Source organism: Rickettsiella endosymbiont of Rhagonycha lignosa, from assembly GCF_964031165.1.
GTDB lineage: Bacteria > Pseudomonadota > Gammaproteobacteria > Diplorickettsiales > Diplorickettsiaceae > Aquirickettsiella.
Map to the genome: position 1 here is coordinate 83,400 of NZ_OZ035011.1, position 24,897 is coordinate 108,296.

General features: G+C 36.5%; 23 protein-coding genes. 13 read left to right on the forward strand and 10 right to left on the reverse strand.

Annotated features, from left to right (window positions below):
- Positions 1–16: 16 nt before the first annotated feature.
- A complete protein-coding gene (locus AAHI99_RS00425) occupies positions 17–601 on the reverse strand; it encodes a superoxide dismutase (RefSeq protein ID WP_342227727.1) in 585 nt (194 codons plus the stop codon).
- Between the two features lie 178 nt (positions 602–779).
- On the opposite strand from AAHI99_RS00425, the gene grxD reads away from it, so the two are divergent.
- The 8 genes from grxD (at position 780) to panC (ending at position 10,662) form a co-directional block, all read left to right on the forward strand.
- Positions 780–1,103, forward strand: coding sequence for a Grx4 family monothiol glutaredoxin (grxD, locus tag AAHI99_RS00430; RefSeq protein ID WP_342227728.1), 324 nt, complete (start codon positions 780–782; stop codon positions 1,101–1,103).
- 607 nt (positions 1,104–1,710) lie between these two features.
- Positions 1,711–3,147 carry an LbtU family siderophore porin gene (locus AAHI99_RS00435; RefSeq protein ID WP_342227729.1) on the forward strand — a complete coding sequence of 479 codons (1,437 nt, stop codon included), beginning with the start codon at positions 1,711–1,713 and terminating at the stop codon, positions 3,145–3,147.
- 258 nt (positions 3,148–3,405) lie between these two features.
- A complete protein-coding gene (locus AAHI99_RS00440) occupies positions 3,406–4,833 on the forward strand; it encodes an LbtU family siderophore porin (protein WP_342227730.1) in 1,428 nt (475 codons plus the stop codon).
- Positions 4,834–5,067: 234 nt separating this feature from the next.
- The gene (locus AAHI99_RS00445) at positions 5,068–5,796 is read left to right on the forward strand and encodes a TerC family protein (protein WP_342227731.1); all 729 of its coding nucleotides are present in this window, start codon (positions 5,068–5,070) and stop codon (positions 5,794–5,796) included.
- A gap of 144 nt (positions 5,797–5,940) precedes the next feature.
- A complete protein-coding gene (locus tag AAHI99_RS00450) occupies positions 5,941–7,473 on the forward strand; it encodes an LbtU family siderophore porin (RefSeq protein WP_342227732.1) in 1,533 nt (510 codons plus the stop codon).
- Positions 7,474–7,660: 187 nt separating this feature from the next.
- Entirely contained in the window at positions 7,661–8,863 is a 1,203-nt protein-coding gene (gene coaBC, locus AAHI99_RS00455; protein ID WP_342227733.1) for a bifunctional phosphopantothenoylcysteine decarboxylase/phosphopantothenate--cysteine ligase CoaBC, read from the forward strand.
- 259 nt (positions 8,864–9,122) lie between these two features.
- Positions 9,123–9,908 carry a 3-methyl-2-oxobutanoate hydroxymethyltransferase gene (panB, locus tag AAHI99_RS00460; RefSeq protein ID WP_342227734.1) on the forward strand — a complete coding sequence of 262 codons (786 nt, stop codon included), beginning with the start codon at positions 9,123–9,125 and terminating at the stop codon, positions 9,906–9,908.
- Entirely contained in the window at positions 9,892–10,662 is a 771-nt protein-coding gene (gene panC, locus AAHI99_RS00465; protein ID WP_342227735.1) for a pantoate--beta-alanine ligase, read from the forward strand. The genes panB and panC overlap by 17 nt, the downstream gene beginning before the upstream one ends.
- A 34-nt stretch (positions 10,663–10,696) precedes the next feature.
- Here the strand turns inward: panC and AAHI99_RS00470 are convergent, their stop codons facing one another.
- The 8 genes from AAHI99_RS00470 to AAHI99_RS00505 form a co-directional block, all read right to left on the reverse strand.
- The gene (locus tag AAHI99_RS00470) at positions 10,697–12,814 is read right to left on the reverse strand and encodes a bifunctional (p)ppGpp synthetase/guanosine-3',5'-bis(diphosphate) 3'-pyrophosphohydrolase (protein WP_342227736.1); all 2,118 of its coding nucleotides are present in this window, start codon (positions 12,812–12,814) and stop codon (positions 10,697–10,699) included.
- Positions 12,815–12,832: 18 nt separating this feature from the next.
- Entirely contained in the window at positions 12,833–13,078 is a 246-nt protein-coding gene (gene rpoZ, locus AAHI99_RS00475) for a DNA-directed RNA polymerase subunit omega (protein WP_342227737.1), read from the reverse strand.
- Between the two features lie 189 nt (positions 13,079–13,267).
- The gene (gene gap / locus AAHI99_RS00480) at positions 13,268–14,281 is read right to left on the reverse strand and encodes a type I glyceraldehyde-3-phosphate dehydrogenase (protein WP_342227738.1); all 1,014 of its coding nucleotides are present in this window, start codon (positions 14,279–14,281) and stop codon (positions 13,268–13,270) included.
- 16 nt (positions 14,282–14,297) lie between these two features.
- Positions 14,298–16,298: a transketolase gene (tkt, locus tag AAHI99_RS00485; protein WP_342227739.1), complete on the reverse strand. Its 2,001-nt coding sequence runs from the start codon at positions 16,296–16,298 to the stop codon at positions 14,298–14,300.
- Positions 16,299–16,486: 188 nt separating this feature from the next.
- Complete coding sequence (locus AAHI99_RS00490) at positions 16,487–17,674, reverse strand: amino acid permease (protein ID WP_342227740.1); 1,188 nt, start codon at positions 17,672–17,674, stop codon at positions 16,487–16,489.
- 8 nt (positions 17,675–17,682) lie between these two features.
- A complete protein-coding gene (locus AAHI99_RS00495) occupies positions 17,683–18,882 on the reverse strand; it encodes an amino acid permease (protein WP_342227741.1) in 1,200 nt (399 codons plus the stop codon).
- Positions 18,883–18,890: 8 nt separating this feature from the next.
- On the reverse strand, positions 18,891–19,799 hold the full coding sequence (lpxL, locus tag AAHI99_RS00500) for an LpxL/LpxP family Kdo(2)-lipid IV(A) lauroyl/palmitoleoyl acyltransferase (protein WP_342227742.1): 909 nt from the start codon (positions 19,797–19,799) through the stop codon (positions 18,891–18,893).
- Entirely contained in the window at positions 19,789–20,109 is a 321-nt protein-coding gene (locus tag AAHI99_RS00505) for a (2Fe-2S) ferredoxin domain-containing protein (protein ID WP_342227743.1), read from the reverse strand. The genes lpxL and AAHI99_RS00505 overlap by 11 nt, the downstream gene beginning before the upstream one ends.
- 187 nt (positions 20,110–20,296) lie before the next feature.
- Here AAHI99_RS00505 and AAHI99_RS00510 point away from each other — a divergent pair, with 187 nt between their 5' ends.
- Positions 20,297–20,761, forward strand: a complete 465-nt coding sequence (locus tag AAHI99_RS00510; protein ID WP_342227744.1) for an Hsp20/alpha crystallin family protein — start codon at positions 20,297–20,299, stop codon at positions 20,759–20,761.
- A gap of 57 nt (positions 20,762–20,818) precedes the next feature.
- Here the strand turns inward: AAHI99_RS00510 and AAHI99_RS00515 are convergent, their stop codons facing one another.
- A complete protein-coding gene (locus AAHI99_RS00515) occupies positions 20,819–21,406 on the reverse strand; it encodes a uracil-DNA glycosylase family protein (RefSeq protein ID WP_342227745.1) in 588 nt (195 codons plus the stop codon).
- A gap of 178 nt (positions 21,407–21,584) precedes the next feature.
- Between AAHI99_RS00515 and AAHI99_RS00520 the strand changes: the two genes are divergently transcribed.
- The 4 genes from AAHI99_RS00520 (at position 21,585) to tilS (ending at position 24,897) form a co-directional block, all read left to right on the forward strand.
- Positions 21,585–21,881, forward strand: coding sequence for a PA3496 family putative envelope integrity protein (locus AAHI99_RS00520; protein WP_342227746.1), 297 nt, complete (start codon positions 21,585–21,587; stop codon positions 21,879–21,881).
- A 2-nt stretch (positions 21,882–21,883) separates the two neighbouring features.
- On the forward strand, positions 21,884–22,831 hold the full coding sequence (locus tag AAHI99_RS00525; RefSeq protein ID WP_342227747.1) for an acetyl-CoA carboxylase carboxyltransferase subunit alpha: 948 nt from the start codon (positions 21,884–21,886) through the stop codon (positions 22,829–22,831).
- Positions 22,832–22,868: 37 nt separating this feature from the next.
- Positions 22,869–23,456 carry a nicotinamide riboside transporter PnuC gene (gene pnuC, locus AAHI99_RS00530; RefSeq protein ID WP_342227748.1) on the forward strand — a complete coding sequence of 196 codons (588 nt, stop codon included), beginning with the start codon at positions 22,869–22,871 and terminating at the stop codon, positions 23,454–23,456.
- A 91-nt stretch (positions 23,457–23,547) separates the two neighbouring features.
- Positions 23,548–24,897, forward strand: a complete 1,350-nt coding sequence (tilS, locus tag AAHI99_RS00535) for a tRNA lysidine(34) synthetase TilS (protein WP_342227749.1) — start codon at positions 23,548–23,550, stop codon at positions 24,895–24,897.

Below are 24,897 nucleotides of genomic sequence, written 5' to 3' on the forward strand. Positions count from 1 at the left end.
TTTTCTCAGTTAACTGTTATTTTTCGAAATTTTCAGCAACAAAACCCCAATTCATTACTTCCCAAAATTTTTCCAGATATTTTGGGCGTGCATTGCGGTAGTCAATATAGTAAGCATGCTCCCAGACATCACAAGTAAACAGGCAAGATTTGTTATCCTGGATAGGAGTTTGTGCATTACTCGTTGTTTTTATCGTCACCCCCTGCGCGTCTTTTACCAGCCAAGCCCATCCAGAGCCGAATTGTCCAATGGCGGCCTTGACAAAATTTTCTTTAAATTTATCGACAGAACCAAAGGATTTATTTATTGCATCTTCTAGAGGCCCTTTCAACTTGTTTTTTGATGCTTCAGGAGTCATACAATGCCAATAAAAGGTATGATTCCATACTTGAGCAGCATTATTAAAAATAGGGCCTGGAGGAGCTTTTTTGATAATTTCTTCCAGAGATAAAGCTTCGAACTCTGTGCCAGGAATTAATTCATTCAGTTTGTCGACATAAGCTTTATGGTGTTTGCCATAATGGTATTCTAAGGTTTCTTTTGAAATAACGGGTGCCAAAGCATCTAAGGCATAGGGTAATGGGGGTAACTCATGTTTCATGGGGTATCCTATTTTTATCGATTTGCTAAAATTGCTATTACCAGTTTAAAATCCAGATAATGATAAGGCAAGCATTTAAATATGGCTAATTGTATTTTCGTTAAATAGTTTTACATAGAAAATCTGAGCGTAGTTTTAGATTAAAATTACCAAAATATATTATTAATGAGGAAAATAAATGTCTATTACTGAAGTGAATACCTTAGAAACAATTAAGCAGCAAATTGCGAAATACCCGTTAATTCTCTATATGAAAGGAACTCCCGAAAAGCCTTGTTGCGGTTTTTCGGCACGGGTAGTACAAATTCTAAAAATTTGCAGTGTAAAATTTGCACATGTTAATGTACTTGAAAATAGTGATATACGTCGCGAATTACCACAATATTCTAATTGGCCAACTTTTCCACAGCTTTTTTATCAAGGAGAGTTAATGGGTGGATGCGATATCGTTGAACAGCTTTATAAAACTGGCGACCTACAAAAAAAATTATCAGAAACTTGATTTAAATGGATTTAGCATCTATTTTCCTTTAATTGGTAAGTTTTCTTTATAGTTAAGGTAGTAAGGCGTATTTTATAATGAAACCATTGACATAGGTCATGGTGTTAGGTATAAAATGCAATAGCTATCTGGTCTTTAAGAAAAGCTATTTTCAGCACTAATAACAAAGTCTTGTACCTTCCAAATCGCTGAAAACTTAAAAAAATAAATAAAATGTTTGTAAAACGGTTCTGGTAAACCGCTAAGCAAGTCTCCGTTTAGAGTTTGCGAAACTGTAAATTGTAAATTTACAGCGGTGCCAAGACCAGGGTTGTTTAATTTTCGCCGATATCGCTTTTATAGAGCAGGAATGGAAATTAAACAGCCTTGGTAGGAAATAACAAGGGATAAGTATAAATAAATTGTTTTTGAATTATTTTTATGAACGTAGCATATTCCAACTTTTATCGGTGTGTTGCGGGCATGAAATTAAAGAAGTAATAGATTTTTGTAAAACTAATTTTTTGCTTGAGTCGATGTCTCGATTATCGATAAAAATAGAGCTAAAAATCTAGTTTTAAAATAAATCTAATGTTGAGTTAACAACCTATTAAGGAGATGGATGAGTATGAAACTCAAAGCGATTGTTGCTTCACTCGTAACACTTGGGCTTAGCGGTCCTGTATTGGCGATGCAGCCGTATATGTTGGACACATCCTATCAAATGGATGTAATGCGTTATCAAGTTAATAAACTTGATTCGATCCTTGACCGAAATCAACCTGGCGGATTTGATCAACCTTGCGGTTGGACTTGTCGCATCAACATCAGCGGTTGGATCAATACCGACGCTTATTTAGCTAATAAGCCACCGGTTTTCTGGGAGCCTAATCCAGCCTTTAATCCTACTGCACCCATAAATCTTGCTATAGTCCCACCTAATTCATTAACGATTCCAACATCAGGCAGAGCAAGTGATTTATTGCTGAATAATGCCAATTTATTTGTAGATGCCCGAGTTAATAACTGGGTGACGGCAAATATGTCGGTAGTTTATAGTTCTTTGTCAGGCCTTCCCGGTTCGACAGGGCCTTATAATATTGCTAACTCACTCTTTGTGTATCATCCATTGAATCGAACGGCGATAGACACTGCGTATGCGACCATAGGGAACTTCCAAGCTTCACCTATCTATTTTAGAGTGGGTAAAGAGTATATTCCATTTGGTGCTTATGATCCGTATGGATTTGTAACCCAAGAAAACCCAACCCAGTTATTCACTGAGATTACTGCAACTGCTGCACAATTAGGCTTTATCGTTCCGAACGGTCTGTATGGTTCGTTATATACGTTTGCGGGTAATCCTAAGATCACAGATGCTGGTTCGACGCGCCGTATTCAAAACGGTGGTGCGGATTTAGGATGGGGATGGAGAATGTTTAATAGTAAGTGGAATTTAAATGCAGGTTATATTGCGAATATAGCGGATTCAAATTTCTTATCTTCCTATTATCTAAATCAGATTGTTGAGGGAACAACTGTTCCAGGTTTACCAAATACAAAAGTACCTGCGTGGAACGTGAATGCAGATGTAACTTTCGGACCTTTTGATGCAAATGGACACTATATTTCAACAACACGTAGTTTAGCGAATCCAATCTTTTTAAGCGGTAATTCTGCACCAGGATTTCCAGTGTTAACTGCTCCGCCCGCACAGTTAGGTAAGCCTAACGTCTGGGGTTTAGAAGCTGGCTTGACGTTTCCAGTGATGGCACATCAATCACGTGTGGCAATTGGTTATCAAAAAACCACGCATTTAGCAACTTTCTTGCCACAACGTCGTATCTATGCGGACTATATGGTTAATTTAGCCAAATGGTTTGATGTTGGTATAGCAATATTCCAAGACCGAGATTACAACATTGGCGAAGGTTCTATTATTCGTACTGCAACAGCTGCAACAACACCTGTTGTAACTCCAGCTATAGGTACTCTTGCACATCGGGGAGCTACCGGTAATAAGTCAACGGTTGGTCAATTACGTGCCAGCATTAAATTTGCTTAATACCGACGATATATTTGATTAAAAACATTAAGCCCGCGTTAGCGGGCTTTTTTATAAATACAAAAAAATATATCTATCTTATTGAGATAGTTATAAAGTACTGCTAAGATAAACTCGATTTGACTTATTTTATCTATAATAGGTTTTCATAGATAGAAAATGAATCTAGGAAAAAACCTTTAACCGGTTGTAATTCTTAGGTTTAGCAAGAAAAAGTGATAGATGGAGTTAATTAATTCTACAAGGAGATGGTTTAGGATGAAACTCAAAGCGATTGTTGCTTCACTCGTAACACTTGGGCTTAGCGGTCCTGTATTGGCGATGCAGCCGTATATGTTGGACACATCCTATCAAATGGATGTAATGCGTTATCAAGTTAATAAACTTGATTCGATCCTTGACCGAAATCAACCTGGCGGATTTGATCAACCTTGCGGTTGGACTTGTCGCATCAACATCAGCGGTTGGATGAATACTGATGTTTATTTAGCGAATAAGCCTCCTGTTTTCTGGGAGTTTAATCCCGGGTTTAACCCACTGGCAGCGGTAAATCCGGCTGCAGTACCTCCTAATGTATTAACTATTCCAACATCAGGCAGAGCAAGTGATTTATTGCTGAATAATGCCAATTTATTTGTAGATGCTCGAGTTAATAATTGGGTGACGGCAAATATGTCGGTAGTTTATAGTTCTTTGTCAGGCCTTCCCGGTTCGACAGGGCCTTATAATATTGCTAACTCACTCTTTGTGTATCATCCATTGAATCGAACGGCGATAGACACTGCGTATGCGACCATAGGGAACTTCCAAGCTTCACCTATCTATTTTAGAGTGGGTAAAGAGTATATTCCATTTGGTGCTTATGATCCGTATGGATTTGTAACCCAAGAAAACCCAACCCAGTTATTCACTGAGATTACTGCAACTGCTGCACAATTAGGCTTTATCGTTCCGAACGGTCTGTATGGTTCGTTATATACGTTTGCGGGTAATCCTAAGATCACAGATGCTGGTTCGACGCGCCGTATTCAAAACGGTGGTGCGGATTTAGGATGGGGATGGAGAATGTTTAATAGTAAGTGGAATTTAAATGCAGGTTATATTGCGAATATAGCGGATTCAAATTTCTTATCTTCCTATTATCTAAATCAGATTGTTGAGGGAACAACTGTTCCAGGTTTACCAAATACAAAAGTACCTGCGTGGAACGTGAATGCAGATGTAACTTTCGGACCTTTTGATGCAAATGGACACTATATTTCAACAACACGTAGTTTAGCGAATCCAATCTTTTTAAGCGGTAATACCTCGCCAGGATTTCCAGTAGCTATTCCATCTGGTCAATCTAAATTAGGTAAACCAGTTGTATGGGGCTTGGAAGCTGGCTTGACGTTTCCAGTGATGGCACATCAATCACGTGTGGCAATTGGTTATCAAAAAACAACGCATTTAGCGACGTTCTTACCACAACGCCGCATCTATGCCGACTATATGGTTAATTTTGCCAAATGGTTTGATCTCGGTATAGCTGTATTCCAAGACCGAGATTACAACGTTGGCGAAGGTGCTATTACTATTCCTGGGACTGCTGGCACAGCAGTCATACCTGCTAGAACAATACATTCTGGCGCAACAGGTAATAAATCAACCGTAGGTCAATTACGTGCCAGCATTAAGTTTGCTTAATACCGACGATATATTTGGTTAAAAACATTAAGCCTGCGTTAGCGGGCTTTTTTTATTGGGGGATCCGCTAAGCTTAGCTATCTTAAAGATTTTCTTATTGATGGAAAAGTTTTCTTAATAATTCAACAGATTTGTAAATGTTTGTGAACGTTATTAAAAATAGTACAGCTATTGAATGCTGAGAATTTGATGTACTCTACAGTCTAAATGCATTCAAATTTTCAGAGGATAATTATGTTTGAATTATTTTTTTCTCCGGAAGCTTGGATTAGTTTACTTACACTAACAGCTTTAGAAATTATTTTGGGTATTGATAATCTGGTTTTCATTGCTATCGTAACAAATAGGCTTGCACAATCTCAACAAAGTTCAGCTCGTCAATTCGGTTTATTACTCGCCTGTGTGACGCGTTTACTTTTATTGGCAACGCTTGCTTGGATGACTAAGTTTACGCAACCGCTCTTTACTTTGGTAGGGCATGTTTTCTCAGGAAGGGATTTAATTCTTATCTTAGGGGGATTATTTTTACTTGCAAAAGGGACAAGTGAACTTCATTTTAATGTAACAATTGTGACAGAGAAAAAAAGCAGCTTGCATCGATATTCGCGATTTTCGATGGTTATCATTCAAATTATGTTGTTAGATATTATTTTTTCATTGGATAGTGTGATCACTGCAGTAGGAATGGCCCAGGAATTTATAATTATGGCCTTAGCTATTATCATCGCAATCGCATTAATGATATGGGCTAGTGGACCATTGAGTCATTTTATTAACACCTACCCGAACCTAAAGATTCTCGGTTTAAGTTTTTTATTATTAATAGGATTAGTACTAGTAGCTGATGGATTTGGGATGCATGTACCTAGAGCTTATCTGTATTTTGCTATTGCTTTCTCTGTATTTGTAGAATGGCTAAATATTCTGGCTAACCGATGGCGACAGAAGAAAAATTCGAATTAGAAGGTTATTTCTTAAAACATCTAGCTGACATTAAGGGGATCGAATCCTTAGATAGGCCTGCCCTAGATAAATTAGGCTTGCATTCATCACTTTTTTTTGATACATAGAGGGATTAATACTTATTTTAATAATAAGGTGTCCCTCATGCTAAGTAACAAATATAAATTAACGACGCTTATGGCAGGGGTGTGTTGGTTAAGTTTACAAGGAAATGTTGCATTAGCTAATGAAATCACACAGCCAAGTAATGACAAGGAAATTATAAAATTGTCGCAACGGACTCAAGCCCTAGAATCCGAGCTACAGCGCGTGCAAAATCAAGTGGCGACCTTGCGCAGACAATCAAACCAGACAGCAGTTTCTACTACTACTGAAACACCTGCTGAAACGGCCGCACATCAAAGTTTGGTTACTGCTTTACATCCTTTTTTTATTATAGGTACACCAGTTATTAGTTCGCCCTTTATAGGTATTAACTCAGAATATAATGCATCTGATTTAGTGGTTAACCAACCCTATGTGAATGAAGATCTTAATTTATTGCAACAACGAAAACAAATTTACAATTATTTGCAACAAAATGGACATCAACTTTCAGATACTCCTATTATTAATTTAAGCGGAAAAATAGAATCGCAAATTTTTCATACCAGTCATTTTGGTAATTTTCAAAATAACTCGGCTACAGATATTGATTTGACTGGCATCGAATTAGATACTGAGATTTTAGTCAATCAATGGGTAACAGGCTTGATTGCGTTTGTTTATGATAATACCCCGCCAACGGATATGTCGCCTAGACGAATTGATAATTCTCGTGTTCTTTTAGAACGAGGGTTTTTAACGATAGGAAATTTAGCTAAATTTCCTCTGTATGCAACTATGGGTCAGTTTTATGTACCATTTGGTCAATATTCATCTTCGATGATTAGTGATCCATTTACTAAAACCTTAGGTAGAACCAAAGCTAGAGCTCTGGAGCTAGGTTTTTCAAAACAATTTAATGATGAAAATGATTTAAATTTATCGGCTTTTGTTTTCAGAGGGCCAAGCCGAACTAGCATAGATAATAATGGTCTACGAAATTATGGTGCTAACGCTGAATATATTTTCACGAAGCCAAAATGGAATATTGATATAGCAGGAAGTTATATTCGTAGTATTGCAGATTCTTTAGGTATGCAGCATAACGGTAACAGTGGACCTGGAAATTTTGAAGGATTTGCTACAAACAATAATACTGAGCTAATGAACCCTGTGTCAGGGTTGGATGCACGCGGAACTTTAAGCGTGGGTGCTTTTAGCTTAACTAGCGAGTATGTTACCGCTAGCCGCTCATTTACACAGTCAGTATTATCCATTAATGGGCAAGGTGCTAAGCCAGCAGCTTTTCACACCGAAGCGGCTTATAAGTTTGATGTCTTAGAAAAACCAAGTGCAATTATTATTGGATATGATCAATCAAAGGATGCCTTAGGGCTACTTATTCCTAAGAAGCGTTATATAGCCACAGTAAGTACATCTGTTTGGAAAGATACCATTGAAAGTTTAGAATTTCGTCACGATATTGACTATAGCGCAACGGATGTTGCCACTGGTCAATCCGGCTTTAATCCCATTAATGGAACAGGAAAAAGTGGTAATACAATTACTTTACAAATAGGTTTATATTTTTAAAAACTTACTCTGCGCACTTGAGTTTTTGACTGTGTTGACGTTCAATTCACAATCCGCATGTATTTGAATACATTCGGGTTGTTTTACTACGCAGTCCATTCTAAAAATCCAATTTGCTTTGAGTAAAAATTAAAATGTTATAAAAAGGGGCATTACTTTTAATGCTCCTTTTTGTTATTCTAAGCCAATGAACAAACGCATATTATTGGGTATTACAGGTAGTATTGCTGCTTATAAAACTCCGGAACTTATTAGAAAACTCAAAGAACAACATCATGATATCAGAGTTGTTTTAACTTCTTGTGGCAAAGCTTTTGTAACACCTTTGACACTGCAAACAGTTTCACAACACAAAATATATGAAGAACTTATAGATGTTGAAGCTGAAGCTGCAATGAGTCATATTGACCTTGCACGATGGCCCGATTGTATTTTGATAGCTCCTGCGACAGCACATGTGATTGCTAAATTAGCTCACGGTTTTGCTGATGATTTATTGAGTACCTTATGTTTGGCGTCCAACACACGTTTAATTATTGTACCTGCGATGAATCAAACGATGTGGTTTAATCAAGCAACGCAAGATAATGTTAATACACTTAAAGAAAGAGATTGTTTATTTATAGGGCCTGGAGAAGGGAGTCAAGCCTGTGGAGAGTTTGGATTAGGGCGGATGCTGGAACCTTTAGAGATAGTGGAATCTTTATCAAAAGTATTTATCAAACCCTACTTACACAATCAAAGAATTTTAATTACTGCAGGTCCAACTCAAGAATGCATCGATCCCGTGCGCTATTTATCGAATCGTAGTTCGGGTAAGATGGGGTTTGCTTTAGCCCAGGCTGCTATAGAAGCGGGTGCTAAAGTTACACTCATTAGTGGACCTGTCGCTTTAACACCACCAAGGAAATTGAAATTTATATCAGTGAAAACTGCCAGCGAAATGCTATCGGCTGTGGAGCAGGAAATTAGTCAACAGACGGTTTTTATCAGTACTGCTGCTGTAGCAGATTATCAAGTTGTAAACCCAGCGTTACACAAAATTAAAAAATCGAATGCACCGTTAACTTTACAATTAAAACCTACCATTGACATTTTGAATACTGTTAGTCAAATGAACTTAGAAGCTAAACCTTTATTGGTTGGTTTTGCTGCCGAAACTGAATATACCTTAAAATTTGCTGAAGAGAAGCGTAGGAGTAAAAACATAGATTTAATGGTGGTTAATGATGTTAGTCAAGTGGATATTGGTTTTGATAGTGATAAAAATGAAGTAACTGTATTATCTTCTGATGTTCCTATCCACTTAGCGTGTGCACCTAAACAATTAATAGCCCAACAATTACTGCAAATAGTGGCGAATCATATGCATAATACTGCAAAATGTTAACATTCTCTTAGTATTCTTTTTATTTCTTTAATAGTTGAAAAATACAAAGAAATACTTTTTTGATTCTAGGATCATTTCCAAAAATACAACTATATAGGCGGACTGCTTGATAATTGGACATTAGCACTTTAAACTATGCCTTTGCTCCTATTCCTGGTGAAAGGAGACAGTAATTCTTTTCAAAAAGCAATGAGGACTTGATCATGCGACAGGTACCTAATGTTCAATGCTATTGTTATCTCTTTTTGGTGACTAGCACATGAACGTTTTAGAATTTACTAAAAAAAAAATAACTAAAGAAAAAATCGTAATCTTAACTTGTTATGATTATAGTACCGCAAAAATCCTTAATGATTCTTCGCTAGATGCATTATTAATTGGTGATAGTCTTGCCATGACTATGCATGGGTTTAAAGATACCATTATGGCAACAATGACTATAATGGAACTTCATACTGCTGCGGTATACCGAGGTGCTCCTTCTAAATTTCTCATTACCGATCTTCCTTTTTTAAGTTATCGCCGATCATTAAGTCGTAGTGTCATCGCTGTACAAAAGCTTATGCAAGCAGGCGCACAAGCTGTTAAATTAGAAGGTGCAGCAGGAAATCTTTCCTTGATAAGGCATTTAGTCGAATCAGGTATTCCAGTTATGGGTCATCTAGGTTTAACTCCTCAATTTGTTCATAGTTTGGGTGGATATAAAGTCCAGGGAAAAACTCATATGCAGGCAGCGCGACTTAAAGAAGATGCCTTTGCTTTAGAGCAAGCGGGTTGTTTTGCTATAGTTCTCGAGTGTGTTCCAGCACAACTGGCAAAAGAAATAACAACTTCCTTAAAAATTTCAACAATTGGTATAGGAGCTGGTGTTGATACTGACGGTCAGGTTTTAGTTTTGCAAGATTTATTAGGGCTCAATCTAGATTTCAAACCAAAATTTGTTAACCACTTTCTAAATGGTAATCAGTTGATTCGAAAAGCAGTGGATCACTACAGCCATTCTGTTAAACACAAAGAATTTCCTGGTTATGAACATAGTTACTAATCTTGAAGATTGGCAAACCATAAGGAAAAAAAATAATAATAAAAATATAGGATTTGTTCATACCATGGGTCATTTGCATGCAGGACATTTAAGTCTTTGTGCTCGTTCTCAGGCTGAAAATGATTTGACTATAGTAGCTATTTTCGTAAATGCTAAGCAATTTAATCAAATAGAGGATTTTATACATTATCCACGTAGTTTAGATGAAGATATTGTTTTATTAACCAAGCAAAAAGTAGATTATTTGCTATTGTTAGATTCTGAAACCGTTTATGCTGATAATTATCAAATTCAAATTCACGATACCAGTGATCTAAGCCAAGAATTAGAAGCAAAGTTTCGTCCTGGGCATTTTATTGGGATGTTAACAGTCGTCTTAAAATATCTGAATATTGTAAGACCGACTCATGCATATTATGGCGAAAAAGATTATCAACAGTTACTACTCATCAAAAAAATGGCTCAAGCACTTTTTTTGGGAACAGAAATCGTTGCTTGTTCAATAATTCGTGCAACAGATGGTTTAGCTTTAAGTTCGAGGAATACTCGTTTGAGTTTAGAGCAACGCGCGAAGGCGAGTCATTTTCCAACAATTTTAAAACAAGCTCCAAGCTCAGAAGCTGCAGAGAAACAATTAAAAAACATAGGGTTTAAAGTTGATTACGTTGCGGATCATTGGGGGAGGCGTTTAGCAGCAATTTACGTGGGAGATATTAGGTTAATCGATGCTTTTCCTATTAGTCTTCACATTTGAATTTTTGATTGTTAGTAAAATTTAGGATAATTTTTTATAATGAAAGATGACGACTAATTTTTATTATACATTGGATTGTGCGTAAAAAGCGGATGACTTTGGCTAAATGTTTGCGATTGAATACTGATAAAGTAAAATGAATAATACTATGTTTTCTATCGCGACTTTCTACTTTAATATTTTCAATATTAGCATCGGCTTTAGCAATATTATGTGTTAATAATGCTAATACACCGTGTTGATTAATAGTTTCAATATAAATATCAGTTTTAAAAAAACCGTTAGTTTGTTTTTCCCATTGTATGGAAATGGCGCGTTCTGGATTTTTTTTAATAAGTCGTGTTGCATATTTACATCGTTGTAAATGCACAGTAAGACCATGCCCGGCATTGAGTAAACCTATAATTTCATCGCCTGGGATAGGTCGACAACATTCGGCAAACTTGATTAAACCATTATCTGCATTTTTAAGAAATAATGGCAATGAATTAATTTGATTTTTAAAATTGGGTTTCAAAATACATAATGAATAAGCGACTAAAGTAGGGTGTATATAACCGAGTCCAATAGCTTCGAGTAAGTTTTCTAAAGAATCGTATTGAAACTTTTGTAAGGTCTTATTTAAATTTTTAGAGTTGATATTTGTACTATCTTGTCCTAAAGGAGTTAAATTGTTGTCCAGCAGGCGCTGGCCTAATTGTACTGCTTCATTATGCTGCTTATTTTTGAAAAATTGTCTGATATGACTACGAGCGCGTCCTGTTGCTACAAACTCTAACCAGCGTGAATCAGGAAAAGTTTTCTGATCAGTTATGATTTCTACTGTTTGACCACTTTGTAGGTGGGTGCTAAGTGGTACTAGATGCTTATCAACTCTAGCTGCAATACAATGGTTCCCAATATCAGAATGGATTGCGTAAGCAAAATCGATCAAAGTTGCTTTGTGAGGGAGCTCAATGATGTCACCTTTAGGAGTAAAGATATATATATCCGTGGGAAAAAGATCGATTTTAACTGTCTCCATAAATTCTAATGAACTAGGAGTCGTTTGTTGAATGTCAAGTAAGCGTTTAAGCCATTCCCTTGCTCGTAAATGTGGACGGAGTTCGTTAGCTTTAGTTTTTTCTTCTAACCAGTAACTTACAATACCGTGATCAGCACCATTATCCATCATAGTCGTACGAATTTGTATGTGAATTGAAGTGGCAGCAGGGCCAAATAAAGTAGTATGTAATGCTTGATAACCATTCGCTTTAGGAAGTGCGATATAGTCATGGAAATGATCCGGTAGAGGTTTATAAAGGTTATGCACAGCACCCAATACGCGATAGCAACTATCAATATTATCTACAATAATACAAAAAATAGGGACATCAATGATCTCATTGAAGGCTAAATGATTTTCCCGCATTTTTTTATAAATTTGATAAAGATGCTTTTTTTTATGCCAAATAGTATGAAAAGGTAAATGATGTTTGTCCAAACACTCTTTTAAAGCGGATTCTATTTTATGGATACTTGTTTTATGCTTGCGACGATTTTTTTGTATCGTTTCTTGTAATATTCGATACCGCCATGGATATAGATTTAAAAAACAAAGATCTTCTAATTCTATGCGTACTATATGCATACCTAATCGCTGTGCGATAGGGGCGTAAATATCTAATGTTTCTTTAGCAATACGATGACGTTTTTCTGCAGGAACTGCAGATAATGTGCGCATATTATGCAAACGATCAGCTAATTTTATGATAATGATGCGAATATCTTTTGCCATGGCTAGCAGCATTTTACGAAAATTTTCTGCTTGAGCTTCAGCGCGACTTTGGAATTGAATTTGGGTTAGTTTACTCATCCCATCAACAAGTTCTGCTATTTCATTGCCAAATGTCGTAGTTAAAACAGTTTTTTCAATAGGAGTGTCTTCAATCACATCATGTAAAATTGCAACGTTTATGGTTTGAACGTCCATGCGCATTTGAGCGAGAATTTTAGCAACTGCAATTGGATGGCTAATGTAAGGATCTCCACTATGGCGTTTTTGGCCAGAATGGGCCCTAGCAGCAAATTGATAAGCGTTATAAACTTGTTTTATTTGCTGAGGGGATAGATAGATTTGTAGTTCTTGTTTGAGGTCACTAAACATGTGCATGCAAGCGCCCCCGGCTTTTTAAAAGCCCATAGATTGTGATCCACTTATGCCGCCGCCAATTTCCTCATTTGATTTTTCTCCTGCATCATTGAGTTTTCCATCAGCGATTTCTCTTAAGGCTATTACTGTAGGTTTGTCGTTTTCGGGGTCAACCATGGCCATGCCGCCTTTAGCAATTTGCCTGGCCCGTTTCGAGGCTAGAATGACTAATTCAAAATGATTTTTAACTTTCTTTAAACAATCTTCTACAGTTACGCGTGCCATATGAATTCTCTATTAATTGAGCGAAATTGAACCTAATACTATAACATTATTTGGCTATATCTATACTATATTTCCGATAAAAGTATAGCTTTTCCCTTAATTTCTCGGGTTTATACTTCAAAGTCCTTCTCATAACCTGTTAATTTTCGAGCCCACATTTATGTCTAAAATATCATTTTTACCGATAAATTAAGCTGCATTCATTAATGCAGTGGTAACATCCAGCATCCGATTAGAAAATCCCCATTCATTGTCATACCAAGCAAGAACCTTAACAAAATCGCCAATGACACGAGTTTGGTTTGCATCTACAGTGGAAGATGCTGGATTGTGATTGTAATCTATAGAAACGAGGGGTTCTTCACTGTAATTAAGCAGACCTTTGAGCGAGCTACTTTCAGAGGCTTTTTTTAAGATTTCATTGACTTCTTTTGCGGTCGTTATGCGTTTTGCTTGAAAACTTAAATCGACTAAAGACACATTTATCGTAGGAACGCGTATAGCTAAACCATCAAGTTTTCCGGCGAGTTCAGGTAACACTAAACCGAGTGCCGAAGCCGCTCCTGTTTTGGCAGGTATCATAGAATGAGTTGCGGATCGTGCCCGATACATATCGGGGTGATAAGTGTCGATAAGCACTTGATCGTTAGTGTAAGCATGAATAGTGGTCATTAAACCCTGCATAATCCCTAAATTTTCATGTAAAGCTTTAGCTAGAGGGGCTAAACAATTGGTGGTGCAAGAAGCATTAGAAATAATAGTATCGCTACTTTTTAAGGTATGGTGATTAACCCCATAAACAATAGTGGCATCAGCCCCATTACCAGCGGGAGCGGAAATAATAACTTTTTTTGCCCCTGCTTTGATATGTTTCCCAGCTTTCTCTGGTGAAGTGAATAGGCCAGTACATTCATGAACAACATCAATATCTAATTCTTTCCAAGGTAGATTTTCTGGATCCCGTTCTGAGAAAATTTTTATCCGCTGGTTATTGACAATTAAATAATCTTTATCGATGTTTATGGTTCCTTTAAATTTCCCATGAGTAGTATCGTAGCGGGTTAGGTGAGCATTAATTTCGATATTACCTAAGTCATTTATTGCTATAATTTCTACATCATGCTGCTTAGGATTTTCAAAAAAAGCTCTTAAAATATTACGGCCTATACGACCATAACCATTAATAGCGATACGTATTGTCATAATGCTTCCCCCTAGTTTAATCGGTTAATAGTTGATTTAGTGTTTTAATAATATTTTCAGTAGTAAACCCAAAATTTTTAAAGACTTCAGTACCCGGTGCAGATTCGCCGAACTGGTTAAGTCCGATCACTTTACCTTTATTACCTACATACCGGTACCAAAAATCTTCAGTTCCTGCTTCTATAGCGAGGCGTAATGTAATCGAATTAGGCAAAATTTTAGCTTTATAGGCTAAATCTTGTTGTTCAAAACGATCAGCAGAAGGCATAGATACCACTCTGATTTGTCTGCCTTGTTGATTTAAAGATTGTGCAGCACTCATAGCTAAACTGACTTCAGAGCCTGTTGCAATGATAATGGCTTCCGGTGTTGATGAACTATCCAAAAGAATATAAGCGCCACGATGGATAGATTGTAAAGTTTCTTGGTTGTGGGTTTGCGAGGGTATAGCTTGTCGCGTGAGTAATAAACAAGTGGGCCCTAAATGTTGTATAGCTTGTTGCCAGGCAACTGTGGTTTCTAGTGCGTCACAAGGCCGCCAAACCGAAAGATTTGGTATAAGTCTTAAACTATTGATATGTTCAATAGGTTGATGTGTTGGACCGTCTTCGCCTAGTCCGATCGAATCGTGAGTATAAATAAAGATTACATGCTGTTTCATTAACGCGGATAAACGAACAGCGTTGCGTGCATAATCACTAAAGACTAAAAAAGTTCCTCCATAAGGAATGAATCCTCCATGGAGGGCTATACCGTTCATCATGGCGGACATACCGAATTCTCGCACGCCGTAGTGAATATAATTACCTGATGGGTTTTTTTTAGTTAAAACAATAGAGCCTTTCCAAAGGGTAGAATTAGATTCTGTGAGGTCTGCAGATCCACCTAAAAGTTCTGGTAAAAGCGGGGCAAGGACATTTAACGCATTCTGCGAGGCTTTACGTGTTGCTATTTTTTCTGAAGGATTTTTGTAAACATCCTCTATAATTTTTTTGGTTTTTTCTTCCCAATTTGAAGGCAATTTTCGATTAATTCTGCGTTGGTATTCTTTGGCGAGCTCCGGAAACGCTGTTTGATAGACATGCCATTTTTCTTCCCAAGCTTTTACTAAAGCTTTTCCCTTAGAGCGAGCATCCCATGCTTGATAAATATCTTCTGGTATTTCGAAAGGTGGATAATTCCAATGTAATGCCAGTCTGGTGGCAGCAACTTCTTTTTCGCCTAATGCGGCTCCATGTGCTTGATGACTGTCCACTAAATTAGGGGCGCCAAATGCAATTTTTGTTTTACAACAAAGTAAGCTTGGCTTATCAGTAACAGCACGAGCATTTTCTATAGCTATTTTAATTTGCTTAGGATCATGGCCATCAATATCAGAAATAACATGCCAATGATAAGCCCTAAAGCGTTCAGGGGTATTATCTTTAAACCAGCCTGAAACATTACCATCAATAGAAATGTTATTGTTATCCCAAAAAGCAATTAATTTACCTAAACCTAAACATCCTGCCAAAGAAGCTGCTTCATGAGAAATGCCTTCCATCAAACAGCCATCACCCAAGAATACATAAGTAAAATGATCGGTAATGGTGTGAGAAGGACGATTAAAATAAGCGGCTAAATTTTTTTCGGCTAAGGCCATACCCACTGCATTTGCAAATCCTTGACCGAGAGGTCCGGTTGTTGTTTCTATACCAGGAGTTAAATGAACTTCAGGATGCCCAGGTGTTTTTGAATGTAATTGACGAAATCTTTTAATTTCGTCTAGTGAAAGATCATAACCGGTCAAATGAAGTAGCGCATAATGCAGCATCGATCCATGACCATTGGATAAAATAAAGCGGTCGCGATTACTCCAGTTTGGATCACTGGGGTCATGAATTAAAAATTCTCTCCATAAGACAGTTGCAATATCAGCCATGCCCATGGGCATGCCAGGATGACCTGATTTAGCTTTTTCCACAGCATCTATGCTTAGAAATCGAATCGCATCCGCATATTTTTTTTGGTAAGACATTTAAGATTTCCTATTTACCCCATTATCAGAAATATTCAGAACTCAAAAAATACAATTTAAATATACTCACAGCAATGGATTTTTTGAGAGCGGCTCGCTTAGTGAAGCAACCAGAATGTATTCAAGATACATCAGGATTGCGAGTTGAACGGCAACGCAGACAAAAATTCAAGTGCGAAGAGTATAAATTAAAAAACATCAGCTATAATCGCATGCGCAATAATAATAGAGGAGCACAGGATCAGCAAACATAATAATTTTTTTCCGCCCATTACGCGATAGGAGGCATTAATTTGTTGTTGGTAACGCCCAGACCAAGCCATTAATGCGGGAAGCAAAGCCAATAAAACAGCACAGCATATGCCAGCATAATTCAATGCTAGCATAAATGAAGCGGGGTAAAATAAAACAACCATTAAAGGAGGTAAAAATGTAAGTAAATACACGATAAATTTATTTTTTTCGGTTTGGCTCAACGCTAAACCATCAAGTAAGAAATCAGATAAACTAATACCGACACCTAAAAAAGAAGTTGCTAAACAAATGGATGTAAAAATCCAAGTAAATAAAGTAATGCTATTTTTGTTTAGTAAATGGCTCAATGTGTTGGTCAGATGGCTAGTAGATTGGCTGGACTGGGCAATTGTTAAAAGTTTATTGATAGGAATAACTCCCATGATAGCTCCATTCCAGAAAATGTAACAAATAAGTGGGATTAAACTACCTAAAATAATGACTTGACGTAATTGTTTAACATTACTATGAAAATAACTGCGTAAACTTGGAATAATGGCGGCAAAGCCGAATGATGTAATAATGATAGTAAGGCTTTTTGGTAAGTAATGTATATTACCCTGCGCTAATTGTTTGGCAGATATAAAAGGCAATAAAAATAATATAAGGAGAAAAAAAATAAGTAATTTTCCTCCCATTAGAATTCGATTCATTAAATCCACAGAATGCATTCCTTTGTACACAATAGGGCCTAAGCACAGTACAAATAAAATGGTTGTAACAATTGTTGAAAAATGGAAATTTATTTTCTGTAAGATACCTTGTAAAAAATCTGAACCACCCGCGATATACGCTGCTAGCAAAGCATATAGCAATAATAAATAACATAACCAGGCAATGATCTCGCCTGGAACTCCCAAAGTTGCACGCGCCATGGATATTAAATGACTATTAGGAGGGAACCAAAGATTTATTTCTAAAATGAGTAACCCTCCGGCTAGCATAATACCCCAACAAACAATCAAAAAAAGTGACGAATTTAAAAAACCTACTTGAACAGTTGCAAGAGGTAAAGCTAACATCCCGCCACCTATGGCATTGCCAGTAATTAATAAAATACCGCCGAATTGTTTTATATTCATAGGATTTGTTAGTAAGTGAAGCTTAAAATAATAATAAATAATGCTATTATCATTAAACTAAGTAATAAAAGCTTTCCTCCGCCAACTTGATATCCTAAAGCACATTTTTTAATGTACCGTCCACTCCATGCCATCATAGCGGGAAGAAGTATTAATAAAATGGCACAAAGAACCCCTGCATAAGATAAAGCCATAATGAAAGCATGAGGATAATGATTGGCAATGAATAACGGAGGAAAAAAAGTAAGTGCATAAAGAGCCAACTTCTTTAAACCTTTTTTTTCAATTTGTAGTCCATCACTAAAAAAATCAAATAGACTTAAAGCAACTCCTAAAAAAGAAGTAGCAAAACATATGGATGTAAATATTTTTGCTAAAAAATTCACTAATCTATTATCCAGTAAATGATTCAAGGCAGATATTAAGTCGCTAGTGGAATGTCCCGAATGATACATGAATAGTAAACCTAAATTTCCATGTGTGGGTATGGCGCCCATAATAGTTAATTCCCACAAAATATAGCAGAATAATGGAATTAAGCTGCCAATAAGAATAGCTCTACGTAACATAAAAAAATCATTATTAAAATAGCTACGTAAGCTTGGAACAATTACAGCAAAGCCAAATGAGGTCATAATAACCGTTGTACTACTTAAAATAACACTAAGCTGAAATGCATTTTCCAAGCTAAATAAGTAATGAAAAGAAATAAAAGGAAAAATACAAATCACTAATAAAATAAAGGCTAATAATTTGCTAGACATTAAAGCTCTGTTAACATAATCGACCGAGCCTAATCCTTTATAAACGATTACACTTAATAATCCTGCAAATAATAATGCGGAAATTTTTGTGGATAGGTGCAAATGAAATGTTAATAGTAGATGTTGTAAGAAATCGCTGCCACCCGCAATATAAGCCGCTAATAAAGCATATAACAATAAAAGATAGCTAAGCCAGGCAACGGCTTGACCAAACTTACCTAGGGTCGTTTTAGCCATACTAATTAAATTGCTGTTTACACTATGCCAAAGATTAACTTCTAAAATAAGCAATGCAGCAGCGGTCATTATAGCCCAACACAATACTAAAAAAATTAGTGCATTTATAAAGCCTAATTGTGCAGTAGCAATTGGCAGGGCTAACATTCCTCCTCCAATACTGGTGCCAATGATAAGTAAAATGCCGCCGATAAGTTTATTGTTCATATTTGTTTTTAATAGAGATACGGATCATTTTTGGGGCGTGTTTTAAAGCGTCGATGTATCCAAAGATATTGATCGGGGTGGGCACGAACAGCTTGTTCTAACAATTGGTTAAAACGCAGCATATCTTGGTAGTCATCTTCCTGGCCAAAACTTTCTAAAATAGGCCCGATAGTTATTTGATAACCTTTTCCTTTTGGAAGGCGATGATAAAATAGGGTGACAACTTGTGCTTCAGTTCGATTGGCATAGCGACTTGGTGTTGAGATGGTAGCAGTAGAAATGTTAAAAAATGGCGGAAAAATGCTGTGCGTAGGTCCATAGTCTTGATCGGCAGCATACCAAATAGCTTTGTTTTGTTTCAAAGTTTTAATAATTTGGCGAATAGCATGGCGATGTATAGGTTGCATCCAGTTAAAATTACGATGTTGTTTTAATAATCTATCGATGACTCGGTTCTTTTGTTCACGGTAAACAACATACATCGGAAAAATATTAGAAAAAAGACGCCCACAGATATCCAAAGATGTAAAATGGGCACTTAAAATAAGTACACCTTTTTTTTTGGCGAGTGCTTCTTGCAAATGTTCTAAGCCTTGTACATGAATTAGAGAATCTAGTTTATGATCAGGCATCCACCACGCCATGGCAGACTCAATGAGTCCCATTCCTAAGGATTGAAATTGTTTTTTAAGTAAATTTTCTCGTTCTTCATTGGATAATTCAGGAAAACAAAGTTTCAGGTTAATTTCTGCAATACGTCGAAATTTTTTTAATAAATAATAGGAAATTCGACCTAAATTTTTACCAAATTGGAGTTGTAGTTTATAAGGAAATTTGATTATGAGATATAGGATTCCTAATCCTAACCAAGTAGGCCAATAACGAGGATGTATCAGTTCTAAAAAATTATTTTGCATTAGGTAATAGTAATCGATGTGCTATTTGTTGTTTAACTAAGTGTTGTTCAATAATCTCGTCAATATCATGCTGTGTTTCATAGTGATACCAGGCGCTTTCAGGGTAAATCACCAAGATTGGCCCTAAACTACACCGTCCTAGACACCCGGAAGAGCTTACTCGAATTTTTTGTTGCTGATTTTCAGTCAGTTGTTTTATCTTATTTTTTAGATAATCAAATAAGGGCTGGGCGCCGCGTTTAGCACAACAATCTTTATTATTTTCCCGTAGATTAGTACATACGAAGATATGATGTTGATAATAGGACATAAATTTTATTTTAAAGTAAAAATAAGAAAGTTTTTACTTTACCAGAAATACGCAAGTATCTCTATTAAACAGCCGTTTTTCTGCCTTGAATTCGAATTTCTGGAAAAAGGATGAAGTAAATGATTAAAGTGATCAAATGAGCCTTTTTGAGTTAAACTAATAGCTTAAACAAGGAGGAAAATAGTTTATGTCAAATATTATACGGTATAGATCCCCTTCTTTATTACACCAATTACACCGGCTTTCGCAAGAATGGGATCAGTTGTTTGATCCCAGTCACCAACTTATTGAAAATAGTTCCATGATAGAAACTAGTCATTGGGCGCCTGCAGTGGATATCAAAGAAGAACCTACTCGTTTCGTGCTTTTTGCAGATATTCCAGGTGTTGATCCGAAAGATATCGAAATTTCAATGGAAAATGGAATATTAACAATTAAAGGCGAAAGAGCTGCTATCCGCACCGAAGAAAATGAAGGGTATACACGAATTGAACGATCCAAAGGAAGTTTTTATCGCCGTTTTGCTTTGCCTGATACTGCAAACGCCGATGAGATAACTGCAGAAGGAAAGCAGGGGGTACTTAGAATCATTATTACTAAAAGGGATAAAGTTGCAGCCAAAAAAATAAAGGTGGAGGATCAAAAAGATTAATTTTTTAATCGTCAGCATATGAATTCGATTAGGAATTCGTGTATAAGCTAATAATCTCTAAGCAGATCTTAATACGGTAGTGCATGCTGCATGTAGAGCTGGGAGGGTGATTTTTTCAAACCATGAATTTCGCTTTAACCAAATATTATTCCTGGGTGAGGGATGAGGTAATGGAAAATAGGTCGGAAGATATTCTGTGTAGGCAGCGACGGTTTCTGTTAAATTTACTTTAGCACGACTACCTAAGTAATGTTTTTGTGCATACTGACCAATTAATAAGATTAATTGAATGTTTGGAAGATTAGCTAAAAGTTTAGGTAACCAAGTACTTGCACATTCTTTTCGCGGAGGTAAATCGCCCGAAGGTCCTGTTCCTGGGTAGCAGAAACCCATGGGAATGATGGCAATTTGATTTGTATCATAAAATGTTTTTTTATCAAGTTGTAACCAGTGCCGTAAACGATCTCCACTAGGATCGTTCCAAGGAATTCCTGTGTTGTGTACGCGAATTCCTGGCGCTTGACCAACGATAAGCAAACGACTTAGGTTGTGTGCTTGCAGTATGGGTCTGGGAGTTAAGGGTAAGTGATTGGCACAGAGTTGACATTCACGAATGTTTTTGATTAGAGGTAAAATTTTATTCATAACAGGATGGAGGTTCTATACTCTTGTAATTGGACTTTGTTATTTGCTGTGGCTAGGATGCGAGTTGGGCAGCAATACAGACAAAAATTCAAGTGTAAGAGTATACTTGCCAAATGGGTATTATACCCACTAAAGTAAGCGCTAAAAATAGGCTGCTATTATTTAATAGGTAGGATCTATGGAGTATAAAGAAACAGAGGCTTTATTAGAAGAAGATGATGGTGATGGAAGTAGTGATACTGAATTGCCACCTAATATCTTAGATATTGAAGATGAAGAATTAGATACATGGCCTGAAGAATTGGCCTTAGATGCATTAAATAAGAAAGCAAAAGTCTCACCTGTTCGATTTTCGCTTGAAAAGCGCCGAGCTATTGAAGATTATTTAGAGCAACGACGATTACGAGAAGAATTCGATTATGAGTTTGAAAATGAACTCATATCAGAAGCTTCTGATGCAACAAAAAGTGAGTAGCTATGCACTTTAAGTTTTTGGATTTTGAACAACCCATTGCAGAGCTTGGGGCAAAAATAGAAGAGCTACGTAAGTTGGGTAACGATGCCGATCTTAATGTCAACGAAGAAATTAAACGTTTAGAACAAAAGAAAATAGAATTAACTGAATCTATTTTCCAGTCCTTAAATGCTTGGCAAATAGTTCAATTGGCCCGTCATCCACACCGACCTTATTTTTCAGATTATATTAGCAGAATTTTTTCTGATTTCGATGAACTACATGGTGATAGAGAATTTTCAGATGATCCTTCTATTATCGGTGGAATTGCTTATTTAGCGGATCAACCGGTTGTTATCATGGGTCAGCAAAAAGGACGTACCACCAATGAAAAAGTTCTACGTAATTTTGGAATGCCTAAACCAGAAGGTTATCGTAAAGCAATTCGGTTAATGGAATTAGCTGAAAGATTTAAACTGCCCATTCTGACTTTTATTGATACACCGGGTGCTTATCCTGGTATAGATGCAGAAGAACGTAACCAAAGTGGTGCGATCGCACAAAATTTACAAATGATGTCCCAGTTAAAGACACCAATTATTTCCACAATAATTGGAGAAGGTGGTTCAGGAGGAGCTTTAGCTATTGGTGTGGCAGACAGAATTTTGATGTTGCAATATAGTGTTTATTCAGTTATTTCCCCTGAGGGATGTGCATCTATTTTATGGAAAAGTGCTGAAAAAGCGTCCGAAGCAGCAGAAGCGATGGCTATGAATGCTGATCGTTTATATAAACTTAAATTGATAGATGCAGTGATTCAAGAGCCTTTAGGTGGTGCCCATACCGATTTTGATGAAATGGCTAATCAGCTAAAAATTGAACTTGTTAAGCAATTAGCACAAATCCAATATTTTTCTATGGAAAAATTACTCGAACTGCGTTACAACAAGATTTTAGCTATTGGTGTTTAATTTATAGCGCATATAGCTGCCAATTTAAAATTAAAATATGAAACTTTTATCTATCGAAGCAATAGCTTTTACTTCAGGAATAGTAAACATTTATCTTTTAACACGTTGTAGTTTATGGAATTGGCTTTTTGGGATATTGACCGTTTCTCTGTATGCAATCATTTTTTTTAATATCAAGCTGTATGCCGATATGAGTTTACAGGGAGTTTTTTTATTTTTTCAGTTTTATGGGCTGTACCAATGGCGCTATGGTAGTAAAGAAAACAAGCCAATTGCTATGCAAGTTGTGAGTTTATCTACTTGCTTGATGTTATTTGCAGCGGCTATTATTTTATTTGCAGGCATTAGTTTTATTTTAAAATATAGTACTGACTCTACAACTATTTATGCCGATGCCACGATTACAGCATTAAGTTTGATTGCTCAATGGATGATGAGTAAAAAATATTTACAGCATTGGGTTTTATGGATAATTATCGATTTAATTTCTATTAATTTGTATATTAGTAAAAACTTGTATTTAACAGCATTGCTTTATTTGGTCTTTATGCTGCTATGTTTCAAAGGCTACTATCAATGGAGGGAAACTTTAAATAAATCGACATGGGCTTATTCCATCGCATAAATTAAATCTAATTTATTCTCATTATTTTATTTTTTCATAGATATTTCTATTAAGCTTTACAATTCCCAGGCAAATTTTGTATGGTTGCTGTATGTTTACACACGAAAAACTTGAGTATTTATTAAAACAATACCCCACATCGGCTAGGTTTTGGGTTGCCTATAGTGGAGGGTTGGATTCGCAAGTTTTACTCCATGCATTAAGTCGCATGTTCCCTAAACAACGTTTACGGGCTATCCATGTCAATCATGGTTGGCATGCTGATTCAATTAAATGGGCTAATATTTGTCGAGATAACTGTGAAAAATTAGGTATTTATTGCAATATTGTTCCCATAGATGCCTGTCCTAAATTTGGTGAGAGCCTAGAAGCATACGCCCGAGTGGCACGGTATGGGGCCATAGCCAAACTAATTCCCAAAGGAGATTATTTATTAACAGCGCATCACCGCAATGATCAAGCAGAAACTTTTTTATTACAAATGTTACGAGGGGCAGGTCTAAAAGGCTTAATGAGCATGCCATTTTGTCAGGTATTTTCAAAAGCCTATCTAATACGACCTTTGCTAGATTTTACTCGTTCAGAGCTTTATGAGTATGCTCATGTGCATCAATTAACTTGGATCGAAGATGATAGTAATATGGATTTACGCTTTAATCGTAACTATATTCGTCATCAAGTGTTGCCACTTATTCAGCAACGTTGGCCTCAGGCTGACAAAACTATCGCAAGAGCTGCTGCAAATTTAGCTGAAGCCCATTCACTGCTTGATGAAATAGCCTACCAGGATTGGTGTATGGTTCAAGGATCTGCACCGAATATGATAATTATTTCTTGCTTAAAGAAGCTAAGTGCTAAACGGCGAACTAATGTTTTACGTTATTGGTTAAGGCAGTTACATTGCGCTTTACCTAGTCAGAAACAATTACAGCAAATTGAATTTTTATTAGAGAGTAGAATGGATGCATCTCCGCAAGTTAATTGGGGAGATATACAATTACGTCGTTACAGAGATTATATGTATGTTCTTAATTTGGTAGAAAATGAAAAAATTTTTAAAAGAGGTTTGATTACATGGAAGTTGGGTCAGACAATTACATTGCCTACATTGGATCAATTGACAACAAAGCAGGTTTTTGGCGCAGGATTGAACTATTCATTACTAAATGAACGGCAAGTCGATGTGACTTTTCGCCAAGGAGGAGAAAGATTTTATGCAAGCAATCGTCAAGGTTCTCATCCTTTAAAAAAATTATTTCAAGAATGGGGCACCCCTCCATGGCAGCGCAATAAGGTCCCGCTCATTTACTATCAAAAGGAACTAATTGCTGTGGCTGGCTATGATGTAGATCCTCGTTTTGCAGCAAAGGAAAATGAGTTAGGTCTTGTTATTGAACTTATTCCAAATTTTTCCAGTAATAATCGATTTCTAACCAATTGA

Excerpts from the sequence above, each read along its gene's own strand:
- AAHI99_RS00425 (WP_342227727.1), bottom strand. The coding sequence starts at position 601 with ATGAAACATGAGTTACCCCCATTACCCTATGCCTTAGATGCTTTGGCA.
- grxD (WP_342227728.1), top strand. The coding sequence starts at position 780 with ATGTCTATTACTGAAGTGAATACCTTAGAAACAATTAAGCAGCAAATT.
- AAHI99_RS00435 (WP_342227729.1), top strand. The coding sequence starts at position 1,711 with ATGAAACTCAAAGCGATTGTTGCTTCACTCGTAACACTTGGGCTTAGC.
- AAHI99_RS00440 (WP_342227730.1), top strand. The coding sequence starts at position 3,406 with ATGAAACTCAAAGCGATTGTTGCTTCACTCGTAACACTTGGGCTTAGC.
- AAHI99_RS00445 (WP_342227731.1), top strand. The coding sequence starts at position 5,068 with ATGTTTGAATTATTTTTTTCTCCGGAAGCTTGGATTAGTTTACTTACA.
- AAHI99_RS00450 (WP_342227732.1), top strand. The coding sequence starts at position 5,941 with ATGCTAAGTAACAAATATAAATTAACGACGCTTATGGCAGGGGTGTGT.
- coaBC (WP_342227733.1), top strand. The coding sequence starts at position 7,661 with ATGAACAAACGCATATTATTGGGTATTACAGGTAGTATTGCTGCTTAT.
- panB (WP_342227734.1), top strand. The coding sequence starts at position 9,123 with ATGAACGTTTTAGAATTTACTAAAAAAAAAATAACTAAAGAAAAAATC.
- panC (WP_342227735.1), top strand. The coding sequence starts at position 9,892 with ATGAACATAGTTACTAATCTTGAAGATTGGCAAACCATAAGGAAAAAA.
- AAHI99_RS00470 (WP_342227736.1), bottom strand. The coding sequence starts at position 12,814 with ATGCACATGTTTAGTGACCTCAAACAAGAACTACAAATCTATCTATCC.
- rpoZ (WP_342227737.1), bottom strand. The coding sequence starts at position 13,078 with ATGGCACGCGTAACTGTAGAAGATTGTTTAAAGAAAGTTAAAAATCAT.
- gap (WP_342227738.1), bottom strand. The coding sequence starts at position 14,281 with ATGACAATACGTATCGCTATTAATGGTTATGGTCGTATAGGCCGTAAT.
- tkt (WP_342227739.1), bottom strand. The coding sequence starts at position 16,298 with ATGTCTTACCAAAAAAAATATGCGGATGCGATTCGATTTCTAAGCATA.
- AAHI99_RS00490 (WP_342227740.1), bottom strand. The coding sequence starts at position 17,674 with ATGAATATAAAACAATTCGGCGGTATTTTATTAATTACTGGCAATGCC.
- AAHI99_RS00495 (WP_342227741.1), bottom strand. The coding sequence starts at position 18,882 with ATGAACAATAAACTTATCGGCGGCATTTTACTTATCATTGGCACCAGT.
- lpxL (WP_342227742.1), bottom strand. The coding sequence starts at position 19,799 with ATGCAAAATAATTTTTTAGAACTGATACATCCTCGTTATTGGCCTACT.
- AAHI99_RS00505 (WP_342227743.1), bottom strand. The coding sequence starts at position 20,109 with ATGTCCTATTATCAACATCATATCTTCGTATGTACTAATCTACGGGAA.
- AAHI99_RS00510 (WP_342227744.1), top strand. The coding sequence starts at position 20,297 with ATGTCAAATATTATACGGTATAGATCCCCTTCTTTATTACACCAATTA.
- AAHI99_RS00515 (WP_342227745.1), bottom strand. The coding sequence starts at position 21,406 with ATGAATAAAATTTTACCTCTAATCAAAAACATTCGTGAATGTCAACTC.
- AAHI99_RS00520 (WP_342227746.1), top strand. The coding sequence starts at position 21,585 with ATGGAGTATAAAGAAACAGAGGCTTTATTAGAAGAAGATGATGGTGAT.
- AAHI99_RS00525 (WP_342227747.1), top strand. The coding sequence starts at position 21,884 with ATGCACTTTAAGTTTTTGGATTTTGAACAACCCATTGCAGAGCTTGGG.
- pnuC (WP_342227748.1), top strand. The coding sequence starts at position 22,869 with ATGAAACTTTTATCTATCGAAGCAATAGCTTTTACTTCAGGAATAGTA.
- tilS (WP_342227749.1), top strand. The coding sequence starts at position 23,548 with ATGTTTACACACGAAAAACTTGAGTATTTATTAAAACAATACCCCACA.